Origin of the sequence: Pandoraea sp. 64-18 (genome assembly GCF_001899225.1) — a bacterium.
GTDB lineage: Bacteria > Pseudomonadota > Gammaproteobacteria > Burkholderiales > Burkholderiaceae > Pandoraea > Pandoraea cepalis.
Genome location: NZ_MKVU01000006.1, coordinates 468,218 through 483,211, shown reverse-complemented (window position 1 = coordinate 483,211; position 14,994 = coordinate 468,218). Strand labels below are relative to the sequence as shown.

The 14,994-nt window shown below is 63.4% G+C and carries 13 protein-coding genes; 6 read left to right on the top strand and 7 right to left on the bottom strand.

Features of this window, described 5'->3' with window-relative positions:
• Positions 1 to 81 precede the first annotated feature (81 nt).
• The 3 genes from BGP02_RS04895 to BGP02_RS04885 all read right to left on the bottom strand — a co-directional run bounded on the left by BGP02_RS04895 (position 82) and on the right by BGP02_RS04885 (position 2,391).
• On the bottom strand, positions 82 to 891 hold the full coding sequence (locus tag BGP02_RS04895) for a BPSS1780 family membrane protein (RefSeq protein WP_017231872.1): 810 nt from the start codon (positions 889 to 891) through the stop codon (positions 82 to 84).
• 31 nt (positions 892 to 922) lie between these two features.
• Positions 923 to 1,894, bottom strand: a complete 972-nt coding sequence (locus tag BGP02_RS04890) for a homoserine kinase (protein WP_017231871.1) — start codon at positions 1,892 to 1,894, stop codon at positions 923 to 925.
• Between the two features lie 128 nt (positions 1,895 to 2,022).
• Entirely contained in the window at positions 2,023 to 2,391 is a 369-nt protein-coding gene (locus BGP02_RS04885; protein ID WP_017231870.1) for a hypothetical protein, read from the bottom strand.
• Between the two features lie 355 nt (positions 2,392 to 2,746).
• On the opposite strand from BGP02_RS04885, the gene BGP02_RS04880 reads away from it, so the two are divergent.
• Positions 2,747 to 3,982: a YeeE/YedE family protein gene (locus BGP02_RS04880; protein ID WP_286798029.1), complete on the top strand. Its 1,236-nt coding sequence runs from the start codon at positions 2,747 to 2,749 to the stop codon at positions 3,980 to 3,982.
• Positions 3,983 to 4,097: 115 nt separating this feature from the next.
• Here BGP02_RS04880 and BGP02_RS04875 read toward each other — a convergent pair whose 3' ends face one another.
• The gene (locus tag BGP02_RS04875) at positions 4,098 to 4,832 is read right to left on the bottom strand and encodes an LOG family protein (protein WP_026131582.1); all 735 of its coding nucleotides are present in this window, start codon (positions 4,830 to 4,832) and stop codon (positions 4,098 to 4,100) included.
• On the opposite strand from BGP02_RS04875, the gene polA reads away from it, so the two are divergent.
• From polA to BGP02_RS04855, 4 genes are all read left to right on the top strand, one after another.
• Positions 4,833 to 7,571: a DNA polymerase I gene (polA, locus tag BGP02_RS04870; protein ID WP_017231867.1), complete on the top strand. Its 2,739-nt coding sequence runs from the start codon at positions 4,833 to 4,835 to the stop codon at positions 7,569 to 7,571. It abuts the gene before it with no gap.
• 215 nt (positions 7,572 to 7,786) lie between these two features.
• Positions 7,787 to 9,178: an NAD(P)/FAD-dependent oxidoreductase gene (locus BGP02_RS04865; protein ID WP_286798026.1), complete on the top strand. Its 1,392-nt coding sequence runs from the start codon at positions 7,787 to 7,789 to the stop codon at positions 9,176 to 9,178.
• A gap of 264 nt (positions 9,179 to 9,442) precedes the next feature.
• Complete coding sequence (locus BGP02_RS04860) at positions 9,443 to 10,318, top strand: dienelactone hydrolase family protein (protein ID WP_286798024.1); 876 nt, start codon at positions 9,443 to 9,445, stop codon at positions 10,316 to 10,318.
• 139 nt (positions 10,319 to 10,457) lie between these two features.
• The gene (locus BGP02_RS04855; RefSeq protein ID WP_369751545.1) at positions 10,458 to 11,375 is read left to right on the top strand and encodes a ZIP family metal transporter; all 918 of its coding nucleotides are present in this window, start codon (positions 10,458 to 10,460) and stop codon (positions 11,373 to 11,375) included.
• Here BGP02_RS04855 and BGP02_RS04850 read toward each other — a convergent pair.
• The 3 genes from BGP02_RS04850 to BGP02_RS04840 form a co-directional block, all read right to left on the bottom strand.
• Entirely contained in the window at positions 11,306 to 12,190 is an 885-nt protein-coding gene (locus BGP02_RS04850) for a sulfurtransferase (RefSeq protein ID WP_017231863.1), read from the bottom strand. The two genes, BGP02_RS04855 and BGP02_RS04850, sit on opposite strands and share 70 nt — an antisense overlap.
• Positions 12,191 to 12,241: 51 nt before the next feature.
• Positions 12,242 to 13,096, bottom strand: coding sequence for a DMT family transporter (locus BGP02_RS04845; RefSeq protein ID WP_017231862.1), 855 nt, complete (start codon positions 13,094 to 13,096; stop codon positions 12,242 to 12,244).
• A 270-nt stretch (positions 13,097 to 13,366) separates the two neighbouring features.
• Positions 13,367 to 14,482: an aromatic ring-hydroxylating oxygenase subunit alpha gene (locus tag BGP02_RS04840; protein ID WP_017231861.1), complete on the bottom strand. Its 1,116-nt coding sequence runs from the start codon at positions 14,480 to 14,482 to the stop codon at positions 13,367 to 13,369.
• Between the two features lie 228 nt (positions 14,483 to 14,710).
• Between BGP02_RS04840 and BGP02_RS04835 the strand changes: the two genes are divergently transcribed.
• On the top strand, positions 14,711 to 14,980 hold the full coding sequence (locus tag BGP02_RS04835) for an exodeoxyribonuclease VII small subunit (RefSeq protein ID WP_017231860.1): 270 nt from the start codon (positions 14,711 to 14,713) through the stop codon (positions 14,978 to 14,980).
• Positions 14,981 to 14,994 lie beyond the last annotated feature (14 nt).

Below are 14,994 nucleotides of genomic sequence, written 5' to 3'. Positions count from 1 at the left end.
GCCGTCATCGTCACCCACGACAAAGGGCACCCGCGGGTGCCCTTTGTTTTGCGCGTCTGACGGTGACGCCGACGTTTCCGCTTACGCTTCAGGCGGGGCGACGTTCGGATCGATGGCGCCGATCTCCTGCACGCCGAAGCAACCGCGATAGCTCGCGTAGAACGAGCAATACAGCACGGCCGTGAACAGGATCGAGTAAGGCATCAGCAAGAGCATCGCGTATTGATGAATGCCCATCGCAGCCATCGCCAGCGTCACGATCAGCGGCAACACGGTGGCGACGACCGCCGTGCACAGGCCGTAGACGACGAACGCACGGAAGTTGCGCACGCAGGCCGTCCAGCTGAAGAACAGCGCCTTGATGGGTGGGATGTCGTGCCAGGCCACGAGCACCGGCGCGAACCAGAACATCATCGCCACCGGTATGTAGGCCACCGCCACCGCCAGCATCGCCTGGCCCATCGAGCCGTTGGTGAGCGACTCTTCGCTGATGCGGCCATCGAAGAGCATCTTGTTGACCAGGTCGCCGCCGTCGAACAGCGCCGAGAACAGGAACACGACGGTCATCGCCACAATGTAGTAACCGCCTAGCATGAGCAGCCGGCGCGAGACTTCCTTGCCGTGGCCGCGAAAGCCGTCGAGCAATACGTGGGGCAACACCTGCTTGTTCTTGATGATGTCGCGACAGGCCGCCATGAAACCCACCGACAGGCCTGGGATGAACAGCAGCGGCAGGAAGGCGCCCACGACCGGCAGGATCGAAAGCACCATCACCCCGAACAGATAGGCGAAGAGCAGCGTCAGAATGGCGAGCGGGTTCTTGCGGAACAGCCAGATGCCTTGGCGCAGCCACACATATCCACTCTTCGGCGGGACTTCAAGCAATTGCATAGGGTTCGAATGACTCCGATAGGATGTCGAGTTACCGCCAGGGGATGGAATGGGCTTCGATGCGTTGGCGCAGGATTCGTTCGAAATGCCCCGGATCGTGCGGCTTGAGCATTTCGGCCGCCCGTGGCAGGTGAAAATCATACAGGCGCGACAGCCAGAAGCGCAGCGCGGCGGCGCGCAACATGTCGCGCCAGTGCGACGCTTCGATGTCGGTCAGTGGGCGCACCGTCTCGTAAGCGCGCAACATGGCATGCACACGCGCCTCGTCCAGCACGCCGGTCGACAGGTCGCAGCACCAGTCGTTGACCGTCACGGCCAGATCGAACAGCCATTTGTCGCAGCCCGCGAAGTAGAAATCGAAGAATCCGCCCAATCGTGGCGAACCGTCGTCGGCCTTGTCGAACAGCACATTGTCACGGAACAGATCGCAGTGGCACGGACCCGCCTGCATGGCACGATAGTGACTCGACGCGAAGAACGCCGTCTGATGCGCCATCTCGCTATCCAGTAAGGCGCGTTCGGCGGAGCTCAGGAACGGCGTGACCTCGGGGGCGGCTTCGCGCCACCAGGGCAGGCTGCGCAGATTGGCTTGCTCCAGCGTGAAGTCGCGCCCGGCCAGATGCATGCGTGCCAGCATCGCCCCGACATGCGCACAGTGTTCGGGCGTGGGGGCCAGCTCGGAGCGTCCGGCCAGCTTGGTGACAATGGTGGCGGGCTTGCCGTTCAACTCGCTCAGAATCTCGCCCGTGCGATCGGGCATCGGATCGGGCACCGGCACGCCGTGATGGGCGAGATGGCCCATCAACTGGAGGTAAAACGGCAGCTGCGTGGCCGTGAGCTTCTCGAACAGCGTCAGCACGAACTCGCCGCGCTCGGTCGTCAGGAAGTAGTTGGTGTTCTCGATGCCGGAGCTGATGCCCCGAAAATCGAGAACATTCCCCAGATCGTAGCGTTGCAGCCATGCCTGGAGCTGCTCGGGCGAGACGGTAGTGAAAACGGCCATGCGTGCGTTAAGTGGAGATGTCTCAGACAAACGGCCCGCGCACGTGCAGCGGGCCGCTGGTGTGAAACAGACAGGATGCAGGCGCACCGCTGGGCGGCGCGCGGAGGTGGCTCAGATTACCAGAGACGTCAGAACTTCAGGCCGACGGACGGCAAACGGTCGTTTTGCGACGTGTTGTCGCGCGTGCGCGGCGCGTTGTCCGGCGGCGTGGTCAATTGGTAATTGGTGCCGAAACGCGAATGGACATCGACCTCCGTGGGTTTGCCGCGGTCGCGGAACTCGGTCACGGTGGTGCCTTGGTCGTTGACGTAGTAGCTCGGCTTGCGCTCCTGGTTGACGTCGACCGACGATTTGCTGGTGGCGGCGGCGCGGGCGTCGGCCTCGCGTTTGGCGGCCTGCGCGGAGGTCTCCTGACCATCCTGGGCGAAGGCATGGCCCGCGAACAGCAGGCCCGCACCGATCATCAGGGGCAGGACACGGGAAAAGCGCGTTGTCATCATTATTCTCCGAGGGCGGGAACGCATTCGCGGCGCGTGAGGCAAGCCTGGCCGACGCAACGGGTTCCAATGTTTACATTCTATCAAACGTCCCCCGCTTCGCATCGTGAAATCGCGTCGAATGTGCCGTCGTGGCTGGCCTGTCGAGGGATGCCATGCCGTAGACGCGTATTTTTTCTCGTCATCGGCGCAGGGTTAAGCGATTCGATTGCATACGCTTAGCATCTTTATATTGCTTTTGGTTATAAATAAATCGCGAGACAATCGTTTTCGTTGAAGTCATCTTCTGGCATCCTGCGTCATTGTCTTGATGGGCGGCCGTGTGTCGCCCATCTGCATTCTGGAGTCCCAAATCATGTCGTTATCCGCCGCCTCGGCCGCCGTCAAAACGGCCCCGCCTTCGCCGTCCTCCTATAACGCGCGGCCGCTCGCCATCGCGCTGGTGCTGATCGTTGTGGGCATCGCCTACGTGCAGGCCACCGTAGGGCCGAAGCAGGCCGCACTGGCCGGTATCGGCGCCTTGCTTGGCGTGACGCTTTACCACGCCGCATTCGGCTTCACGTCGGCCTGGCGCGTGTTCATCGCCGACCGGCGCGGTGCGGGTCTGCGCGCACAGATGGTCATGCTCGCGGTTGGTGTCGTGCTGTTCTTTCCCGCGCTGGCGGATGGCGTGCTCTTCGGTAACAAGGTAGCCGGCTTCGTCTCGCCGGTTGGCGTGTCGGTGGCGTTCGGCGCCTTCATGTTCGGTGTCGGCATGCAACTCGGCGGCGGTTGCGCGTCGGGCACGCTCTATACCGTGGGGGGCGGCAGCACGCGCATGATCGTCACGCTAGCGGCGTTTGTCGTGGGGTCGGTGGTGGCAACGGCGCATCTGCCGTGGTGGGAAGCACTGCCGCATATCAAGCCGGTCTCGCTGGTCATGACGTGGGGCTTGTGGCCTGCGCTCGTCGCCAACCTGGCGTTGTTCGCCGCGATCGGTGGCTTGACGCTGTGGGCGGAGAAGCGTCGTCACGGCCGTGTCGTCGGTGTGCCGATGACGCGCAGCGCAACGGGCACGCCCGCGTTGCTGCGTGGCCCCTGGCCGCTGGTGTGGGGTGCGCTGGCGCTCGTGCTGCTCAATTACGCCACGCTGGCATTGGCCGGCCGTCCGTGGGGCGTGACATCGGCGTTCGCGTTGTGGGGCGCCAAGGCGTTCATGGCGCTGGGCATTGACGTAGCCTCGTGGCCGTACTGGGCGAAGCAGGCCAATGTACTGAACGCGCCGATCGCACAGGACGTCACCACCGTCATGGACATCGGGATCATTCTCGGCTCCCTCGCGGCCGCGTCCATCGCAGGCAAGTTTGCCCCCGTGTGGAAGATTCCAGCGCGTTCGCTGCTCGCGGCGGTCATCGGCGGATTGCTGCTCGGTTACGGCGCACGTCTGGCGTACGGCTGCAATATCGGCGCGTACTTCAGCGGCATCGTCTCGGGCAGCCTGCACGGTTGGCTGTGGTTGGCGGCGGCGTTTGCGGGCAACGTGTTCGGCACGCGCCTGCGCCCGTTGTTCGGTCTGGCCGTGGAAACGACACCACGCGACACCGGCTGCTGATCGACATCCCCCGCCGGCAGATATTCCGTCTGCCACATAAGAATACGGCGCCAGCGATCATTCGCGGCGCCGTATTGACTTTGGACGATGACGCTTGGGCGGCTGCCCGTCGCGATTACAGGTAGAACATCTTCTCGCTGCTTTCCGTTTCGGGCTCGATGTGGCCGTCGTAGAACGCGAACACCGCTTTGAGGATGTCGTCGGGGTCGTCCATGACCTGCACCAGATCGAGATCCTTTTCGCCGATGAGGCCCATCGGCAACATCGTCGAGCGCACCCATTCGAGCAGTCCCTTCCAGAATTCCGTGCCGACGAGAATCACGGGCACCTGGCGCGACTTCTGCGTCTGGATGAGCGTGAGGACTTCGGACAGTTCGTCGAGCGTGCCAAAGCCCCCCGGCATGATGACGAACGCGTCCGAGTTCTTCACGAACGTGACCTTGCGCGTGAAGAAGTGTCGGAAACGCAGTGAGATGTCCTGGTACTGATTGCCCTTTTGTTCGTGCGGCAGTTCGATGTTCAGGCCGACGGTCGGCGAGGCGCCACCGTGCGCGCCCTTGTTGGCGGCTTCCATGATGCCGGGCCCGCCGCCGGAGATGACGGCAAAGCCATTGTCGGAGAATTTCCGGGCGATGGTCATCGTCAGTTTGTAAAACGGCGATTTCGGCTTGATGCGCGCGCTGCCGTAGATGCTGACGGCCGGCCGGATCTCGGACAGGTACTCGGTCGCCTCGATGAACTCTGCCATAATCGTGAACATCTGCCACGACGCGCGCGCCTTTTTTGCGGTGGCGCGCTCATGGTCTGCCAGCATGCGCAGACTCGGTATTTCTTTTCTTCTCTTGGTCATATGTCGGAACAGCAAAGTCTGGAAGGTAAGACGCTCTTATTGGTCGATGGTTCGAGTTATCTCTATCGAGCCTATCACGCCCTGCCGGATTTGCGCGGTCCCAATGGCGAGCCGACGGGGGCGCTTCACGGCATCGTCAATATGCTGCGCCGCATGCGTAAAGACGTCCACGCAGAGTATAGCGCCTGCGTTTTCGATGCCAAGGGCAAGACGTTTCGCGACGATTGGTACCCCGAATACAAAGCGAATCGACCGTCGATGCCGGAAGATCTGCGCGCGCAGATCGAGCCGATTCACGAGGCGGTGCGCGCCATGGGCTGGCCGCTGTTGATGATCGATGGCGTGGAGGCCGATGACGTCATCGGCACGCTGGCAAGGCAAGCGGCCGAGCGCGGCATGCGCGTGGTCGTCTCCACCGGCGACAAGGATCTGGCGCAACTCGTGAACGACCGCGTGACGCTGGTCAACACAATGACGAACGAAACGCTCGATGCCGCCGGCGTCACCGCGAAATTCGGCGTGCCGCCCGAGCGCATCGTCGATTACCTCACGCTTGTCGGTGACACGGTCGATAACGTGCCGGGCGTGGACAAATGCGGGCCGAAGACGGCCGTCAAGTGGCTCGCGCAATACGGCGATCTCGACAATCTCGTGGCGAACGCCGCGGAGGTGAAAGGGGCGGCGGGCGAGAACCTGCGCCGCGCGCTCGACTGGCTGCCGATGGGGCGCAAGCTGGTGACGGTTGCGCTCGATTGCGATCTCGCACCGCAGGTCACCTCCATCGACGCGAGCTTGCAGTCGCAGCCCGAAGATGTCGAAACGCTGCGCGATTTCTTCGTGCGTCACGGCTTCAAGACCTTGCTGCGCGAAGCGCAGGCCGCCGTTGCCACGCAGGCCGGTGAGCCGGCGCCGGCACCTGTGGCCGACACGATCGAGCGAGAGTACGAAGCGGTGCTGACGTGGGCGCAGTTCGACGCATGGCTGAAGATCATCGAGTCGGCCGAGTTGACGGCATTCGATACCGAGACCACCTCGCTCGACGCGATGCAGGCGCAACTGGTTGGCCTGTCGTTGTCCTGCGAACCGGGACGCGCCGCCTACATTCCGGTGGCGCATCGCGCGCCGGGCGATGTCGACCAATTGCCGCGAGACGAAGTCCTGGCGCGCCTGAAGCATTGGCTCGAAAGTCCGGACCACAAGAAGGTGGGACAGAACCTCAAGTACGATGCCCACGTGCTGGAGAACTACGGCATCGTGTTGCGCGGCATTGCACACGACACGATGCTTCAGTCGTACGTGCTCGAATCGCACCGCGGCCATGACATGGACGGCCTGGCCGCGCGCCATCTCGGCGTGACGACGATCAAATACGAAGAGGTGTGCGGCAAGGGCGCCAAGCAGATCGGCTTCGACGAAGTGACCGTCGAGCGCGCGACTGCCTACGCCGCCGAAGACGCCGACATCACGCTGCGACTGCACCGCGCGATCTATCCCGATGTGGCGCGTGAAGCCACGCTGGAGTTCGTCTACCGAGACATCGAAATGCCCACGGCGCGCGTGCTGCAACGCATGGAGCGCAACGGCGTGCTTGTCGACACTGCCCGTCTGGCCGCACAGAGCGACGAGATCGGCCAGAAGCTGGTCGCGCTCGAAGCCGAAGCGTACACACTGGCCGGGCAGCAGTTCAATCTGAATTCGCCCAAGCAGATCGGCGACATTTTCTTCACGCAGCTGCAACTGCCGATCGTCAAGAAGACGGCGAGCGGTGCCCCGTCGACCGACGAGGAAGTGCTGCAGAAGCTCGCCGAAGACTATCCGTTACCGAAGGTGCTGCTCGATTACCGCGGCCTTGCCAAGCTCAAGTCGACGTACACCGACAAGTTGCCGAAGATGGTCAATGCCTCGACTGGCCGCGTGCACACGAACTATGCGCAGGCCGTGGCGATCACCGGTCGCCTGGCGTCGAACGATCCGAATTTGCAGAACATTCCCGTGCGCACGGCCGAGGGGCGCCGCATTCGCGAGGCGTTCATTGCACCCCAGGGCAGCCAACTGGTGTCGGCGGACTACTCGCAGATCGAGCTGCGCATCATGGCGCATATCTCGGGCGACGAAAGTCTGCTGCGCGCATTCGCCAACGGCGAGGACATTCACCGCGCCACGGCGGCGGAAATCTTCGCCGTCACGCCGATCGAGGTGTCGAACGAACAACGTCGCTACGCCAAGGTCATCAACTTCGGTTTGATCTACGGCATGAGCGCGTTCGGGCTGGCCGCGAACCTCGGTATCGAACGCGACGCCGCCAAGCAGTACATCGACCGCTATTTCATGCGCTACCCGGGCGTGGCGCGTTACATGGACGAGACGCGCAAGAGTGCGAAGGCGCGCGGCTATGTCGAAACGGTCTTCGGACGCCGTCTGTGGCTACCGGACATCAATGGCGGCAACGGACCGCGCCGCCAGGCCGCCGAGCGCGCCGCCATCAATGCCCCGATGCAGGGCACGGCCGCCGATCTCATCAAACTCTCGATGATCGCCGTGCAGCGCTGGTTGGACGACAGCGGCCTGCAGACGCGTCAGATCATGCAGGTGCACGATGAACTGGTGCTTGAAGTGCCCGACCATGAACTGGCCGAGGTTCGCAAGCGTTTGCCGGAACTGATGTGCGGCGTGGCGAAGTTGCGCGTGCCCCTCGTGGCCGAGGTCGGCGTGGGCGAGAATTGGGAACAGGCCCATTGAACGGCGTTGGGTTGACACCTAAAGTGAGTGCGTCGCACGGGCGGCCCCCCGCCTTGGCCGACGCCGCTGTCGGCCCGTATCGCATGGCTCAATAGCGGGAATAGGGTGACAGCCATACCCGAACTCCGCACTCTGCGGTAAGGTAATCGCTATCGCCGGCGCGGCAAATGCCGACCGGCCGGACGGTTTTCCAAGCACGGGGAGTTATTGTGAGTGTGCATCGTATCGTTGTGGTCGGCGGCGGCGCCGGCGGTCTGGAGCTTGTCACCCGACTGGGCGACAAGTACGGGCGTGGCAAGGACGTTCAGGTGACGTTGGTCGACCGGTCCTTGTCGCACATCTGGAAGCCGCTGTTGCACGAGGTCGCTGCCGGTGTCATGGACACCGCAACGCATCAGCTCTCGTATGTCGCTCAGGCCAACTGGCATCGATTCGAGTTTGCGGCCGGCGAGATGATCGGTCTGGATCGCGCGAACCGGACGATCCGGCTGGCGGCGGTGCCTGCGGCAGCCGACGAAGGCGAGGGCGATTTGCTGCCCGAGCGTACATTGGCGTATGACACGCTCGTGCTCGCCATCGGCAGCACGACCAACTTCTTCGGGGTGGCCGGCGCTCAGGAAAATACCATCGCACTCGATACCGTCGAGCAGGCCGAGCGCTTCCGTCGTCGGCTGATGGCCGCCTGCGTGCGCGCGCAGAATGAAGCCGAAGCGCCCGTGCCGAGCGCGCTGGCGGCGCCGGTCGCGCAAGACATTCATGACGTGCCGCCCGATACGGCGGTTTCACCGGCCCCCAAGGTTGAAGGCCGCCCCAAGGTCAACCTCGTCATCGTGGGGGCCGGCGCGACCGGCGTTGAACTGTCGGCGGAGCTGCGCAACACGGCGGAAGTGTTGCGCTCCTACGGGTTGAAGCTCGATCCGCGCAAGGACGTGCGCATCACCATCATCGAATCGAGTCCGCGCATTCTGAAGGCGCTGCCGGAGCGTGTATCGGGAGCGGTGGCCGGGTTGCTGGGCAAGCTCGACGTCGACATCCTGTGTGGCGATTCGGTCGCCGAGGTGCGCAAGAATGAAGTCACGACGACCGGGGGCCGTGTGCTGCCGGCGGACATCACGGTCTGGTCGGCGGGCATTACGGCGCCGCTGGTGCTGGGACAACTGGGGCTTGCCGTCAATCGTCTGAACCAGATCGAAGTGTTGCCGACGCTGCAAAGCAAGTCGGATCCGGACATCTTCGCGTTCGGCGACTGCGCGAGTTGCGAGTGGCCGGAGCATGGCTTCGTGCCGCCGCGCGCGCAAGCGGCGCACCAGCAGGCGAGCTTCCTGGTCAAGGCGATTGACGCCCGGCTCAAAGGGCAAAGCCTGCCGACGTTCACTTATCGCGATTTCGGTTCGCTTGTCTCGTTGGGCAAGTTCAGTGCGGTGGGCAATCTGATGGGCGGGCTCATCGGCGGCAGCATGTTCATCGAAGGGCTGTTTGCGCGGGTGATGTACACGTCGCTCTATCGCATGCACGTGGCGGCGCTGCATGGGGTCTGGCGCATGATGCTCGATACCGTTGCCAATCGCCTGCGTCGTTCGACCGTGCCGCGCGTGAAGCTGCACTGACGATGGGCTGACGCTGGGTTGGCGTTTTGCCGCTGGTCCGTTCGGACGGGGTCGCGGCCTGACCGTGTGCCAGGCGGCCTGCGCTGTGGCGGTGGGTACCCGTTTCGGAGGGTTCCGATCGCCGTCGCGCCGGCGTCCGAGTGCAAGCGCATCTTCACTCTAGTAAGATCCCAACGTCCGGCCCCGGGGCGGTGGCGCATCCCGACGTTTCCGTTGGCGGTCTCCCCGGCATGCCTTTACTGACGTGTTTCCCTGGAGTACGACATGTCGCAAGCGGATCTGGATAGTCTTGTGCCCGAAGTGGCGCCGAGCAACCGGCGCGATTTTCTGAAGACCGCCGTCGGTTCGGCGTTTGCGCTGGCCGTGCTGCCGGTGGCGGCCGAAACGATCACGACCGACACGCAAGGGCTGGAGGCGGGCGAAACCCTGCTCGACGTGCCCGACATCAAAATGCCGGTCTACTACGCGAAGCCTGCGGGCAAGACGCATCTGCCGACCATCGTCGTGGTTTCGGAGATCTTCGGCGTGCATCAGCATATCGCCGATATCTGCCGACGTTTCGCCAAACTCGGTTATTTGGCGGTCGCGCCGGAACTGTTCGCGCGCGCGGGCGATCCGCAGTCGCTGGGCACGATTGCCGAGATTCAGTCGCAGATCGTCGCCAAGACACCGGACGAACAGGTGATGCGCGACATCGACGCGACGCTCAAGTGGGCGCTGGCCAATGGCGGAGACGAGAAGCGTATCGCCATTACCGGCTTCTGCTGGGGCGGACGCGTCGCCTGGCTCTACGACGCGCACAATCCCAACGTGAAGGCGGCGGTGGCCTGGTATGGGCGCATCGTTGGTGACAGGAGTCCGGATTTCCCGAGCCAGCCGATCGATATCGCGGGCAAGCTGCACGGACCGCTGCTCGGCCTGTACGGCGGCAAGGACCAAGGCATTCCCGTGACAAGCGTGGAACAGGCACGCGAGGCCCTTGCACGGGGCAATGCGGCGTCGAGGGCCTCGAAGTTGAAGGTATTCCCGAATTCAGGGCATGCATTCTTCGCAGATTACCGGTCGAGCTATGTCGAAGCCGACGCGAAGGAAGGTTGGGCATTGGCATTGGCCTGGCTGCACAAACACGGCGTGGCGTGAGCCGCCGCTGTTGCGGGCCGGCTGGCGGAGCCATTGAGCCCGTCGGTGGGGCGGTACGCCACTGTGCTTCCGGACCCGACGGTTTGCCTGTCACGGGAAAAGCTGGTTAAATCGCCGCCTTGCCTGCGGGAGAATCACCATCGACGCCATCTTTCTATTCATCGTTATCGCCACGCTGGCTTCCGGCGTGCTGAGCCTTGCCGGCGCGGCGTCGCTGTCGCTTGGCCTGCTCTCGAAGCTCATCGACAAGATGGTCAGCTTTTCGGCGGGCGTGCTGCTTGGCACGGCGCTGCTGCATCTGCTGCCGGAAAGCCTTGAGTCGCACGTCGATGCGCACGTCATCACCGGTTGGCTGCTGGGCGGTTTGCTCGGCTTTTTCCTGCTGGAGAAGCTGGCGCTGTTGCGCCATAGCCATCATCACGAGGGCGATGGGCATCACCATGAGCACGGGCACGACGCCCATGAAGCAGGCAAAGGCGGCTGGATGATTCTGGTCGGCAGCGCGATTCACAACTTTGCCGATGGTGTCGTGATCGCGGCGGCGTTCCTCACCGATCCGCGCCTCGGGGTTGCGGCAACGGTATCCATCACGGTCCACGAGGTGGCGCACAAGCTCGGCGACTTCATGGTGCTGCTCAACGCCGGCTTTCCGCGTCGCAAGGCGTTGGTGCTGACGCTGGCCTCGAGCCTCACGGCGCTGGCCGGCGGTGTGCTCGGTTACTTCATGCTCGACCGTCTTCAGAGCCTGATCCCGTATTTGCTGGCGCTGGCGGCAAGCAGCTTCATCTATATCGCCGTGTCGGATCTGATGCCGCAGATGCAGCGCCGCACGTCGCCGCGCGACGCGCTGCCCCAGATTCTGCTGATCGCGGTGGGACTGGCGCTGGTGGTGTGGCTCAACGGCCACGATCACGAGCACGCCCACGGTCGCGACCATGAGGCCCCCAGCAGCGCCCTGGCGATGTCGTTGGCAGGTGCCGGCGGGGCTTACGGCTGGGCGCCGGTGGCGACCGGGCGGCGCTTGTCCGCACACCACTCGCTCCACGACCCCGCATAGAGGCTGGCCCCATGAAGGCCCGCGACCTCCATCGCCAGTAGATTGTGGCAAGCCGTCACGCCTGAGCCGCATTGCGATATGACGCGCTCGGGCAGGCGGTCCTTTCCTAGGACCTGCGCGAACGCTTCCCGCAGGGCGGCGGCGGGTTTGAAGCGCCCATCCGGGCCGAGGTTGTCCTTGAAGAAGTGATTGACCGCACCGGGAATGTGGCCGCCGATCGGATCGAGGGTTTCGTTCTCGCCGCGATACCGATCCGGTGACCGTGCATCGACGACCAGTCGCTCGTGCGACGTCAGGTTGCGCTCGATGGCCGCCGCATCGGCGGTGGTGGCGAGCGGCTCGCCTGCGGTGAAATCACCCGGTGGCGGCGCTTCGGGCGGGGCGGCGTCGAGCGTGAAGCCGGCCGCTTCCCAGGCCTGCAAGCCGCCATCGAGCACGGCAACCGACTCGTGGCCGAGCCAGCGCAGCAGCCACCACAGGCGGGCGGCGTAGACGCCACCTTGCGCGTCGTAAGCCACCACTTGCTGGCCCTTCGACAACCCGCACGCGGCGAGTTGGCGGGCGAGGGTGTCGCGCTCGGGCAGCGGATGGCGACCGTTCTTGCCTGTCGTCTTTCCCGACAGGTCGCGTTCGAGGTGAGTGTAGAAGGCACCGAAGAGGTGGCCGTCGACATACGCCGTTTCGCCGGCCGTCGGATTCGCGAGATCGAATCGGCAATCGAAGAGGATCACCGGGGCACCGCCGTCGGCGGCGGTTTGCATCAGCGCGTCAAGATTTTGCGGGCTGATGAGCGTGGTGAAGTGCGTGTGAATCATGGCGTCTCCGCAGGCGGGCGTGGGGGAACGGGCAGCGGGAACCGCCCGGCATCAGGCCGTGGCCGACGGTCGGCGCAGTGCGGTCATGCCGCTCGCCACAATGAGCAGCATGCCGATCCAGCCGGCCAGCGCGGGCCAATCGTCCCAGACAAGCATGCTGATCAGTGTAGCGAAGATTACGCCGGAATATTGCAGATTCGCAGTGACCAGCGTGTTGCCCAAACTGAAGGCTCGGGTGAGTGCCGTTTGGGCGACGAGCGCCGCGATACCGACTCCGAGCATGAGGCCGGCGCTGCGCCAGGTCAGCGCGTGCATGCCGTCGATGGCGACCCAGCCGAGGCCTAGCAGTACCCCGCCCAGCGAGAAATAGAAGACGATGCGCCAATCGGGTTCCCCCGCCGCGCCAAGGTCCTTGACCTGCATGTACGCGATGGCCGAGAACACGCCCGAGACGACGCCCGCCACGCCGGCAGTCCACGCCTGGCTGTCGATGGTCGGCTGGAGCAACAGGGCAACACCGACGAATCCCGCAAAGATCGCGGCGACCAGGCGGAAGTCGGCTCGCAGGCTGCCGCGCATGGCCGCCGTCGCCATCACGATCAGGGAGATCCAGATCGGCGACATGTAATTGAGGGTCATCGCCGTGGAAAGCGGCAGTTGCGTCAGGGAATAGAACCACAGGCCGAGTGAGATCACGCCGGCAGTACTGCGTTTGACGTGCGCGCCGAGGTGGCGTGTTCGAATCGAATGACCGCGTGCGCGCGCCAACACCAGCAAAACGATGACACCGATAAGGCTGCGGTAGAGAATGATTTCGCCGGTGTTGTATTCGTTTGCCGCCAGCTTGATGAATAGCCCCATCAACGTGAACATGAAGGCGGAGACCAACATCCAGAGCGATTGCATGGCGAATGGGGGCCGATTGACGGCGAAGAAGCGAGCTGAAGCGCGGTGAACCGAGCGCGGGCGACGCGTGCGGCAGATGGAGTGCCCGCGCGGTCATGTCGAGAACGTTGCGACGATTCTAACGAAAACGGCGGGCCGATGGCCCGCCGTTCTCCGAAATTTCGGCAAATATTTAATTCAGTCTCGCGGGCGCCACATTGGCCGCTCGGTGGTGTCTCAGTCAGACACGCTAACCGTCTCAACCCGTGAGACGTGCTGGCGTGCCAGCGCTCAGAAATCGCCCATCTGGCGGCGCAAGAACTCATGGAAGTGCTGCATGCCGTCTTCCATCGGGCTTTGATACGGACCGACTTCCGACACGCCGCGATCGAACAAGGCACGGCGGCCGGCATCCATGCGCTCGGCGATCTCGTCGTCTTCGCGGGCGGTTTCCATATACGCGGCCCGCTCGGCCTCGATGAATTCGCGTTCGAAGAGCGCGATTTCCTCGGGGTAATAGAATTCGACGATGTTCGTCGTTTTCTGCGGTCCGCGCGGAATCAGCCAGGACACCACCAGCACGTGCGGATACCACTCGATCATCAGATGCGGGTAGTAAACCATCCAGATCGCGCCGAAGTCCGGCGGCACGCCTTCGCGGTACCGCATCAGCACGTCGTGCCACTGTCGATAGATCGGGCTGCCCGGTTTGGCAAGACCTTCGTGCACGCCGACTGTCTGAACGCTATACCAGTCGCCGAATTCCCAGCTCAGGTCTTCGCAGGAAACGAAGCTGCCCAGCCCGGGATGGAACGGCACGACGTGATAGTCCTCGAGATAGACCTCGATGAACGTCTTCCAGTTGTAATTGCATTCATGCACTTCAACGTGATCGAACATGAAGTTCGAAAAGTCGAGATGATGCTTGACGCCCAGACGGGCAAGATCGGCCTGGACGTCGCGGCCCTGCGCTTCGAACAGCAGTCCGTTCCAGCGTTGCAGCGGGAACTTGCCGAGGTTCAGGCAGGGCTTCTCCGGGAAGTGCGGCGCGCCGAGCAGTTCGCCCTTCGTGTCGTAAGTCCAGCGGTGGAGCGGGCACACGATGTTGCGTGCATTGCCACGGCCGCCCAGCATGATCGCCTGACGATGACGGCAGACGTTCGAGAGCAGTTCGATGCCGCCATGCTGGCCCGCGCCATTGCGCACCAGCATGCGACCTTCCTGTTCGGCAGGCAGCGCAAAATAGTCGCCGGCGTCGGGCACCATCAGCTCGTGGCCTACGTAGCGGGGACCATGTTCGAAGAGGACTTCACGTTCGCGGGCGAGGAGCGCCTCGTCGAAATACGTGTAGACCGGCAGTTGGCTCGAGGCCGGTTTGAGTTGCAAAGCGCTGCTTAGATTGGACATTCCCACTCCCGACTAGCTTGAAAGCAGTGAACAACCCAACCATCGAAAAATCGATTTAGGGGAACCGAGAATTATACCTTGTCTGGGCTCATGAGGGCCGCTAAGTCCATGATTTGCGTTAAATAATGTCCGAAAATTGTCAGTGCGATCGGTTTTGAGGCAATTTACGCTCTGCGAGCCGATGCGCTTTTGCCGTAAAATGGAACATTCGACCCGAATTTTGCGTTTATGGCCAAGACTGCAAAGTCGCAAGACGCGGCGCCCGACGTGCCGCAGGACCTGCCCGAGACCTATGAGGCTGCGCTCGCCGAGCTGGAAAAGCTCGTGGGGCGCATGGAAGGCGGTGAGCTGGGGCTGGAGGAGTCGCTTGGCGCCTACCGGCGTGGTGCCGTGCTGGTGAAATACTGCCAGGGCCTGCTCGAGAAGGTGGAGCAGCAGGTCAAGGTGCTCGAGGGAGAGACGCTCAAGCCGCTCGAGCCGGTGCGCGACGAGTTCTGAGCGGCGCCGGGTGA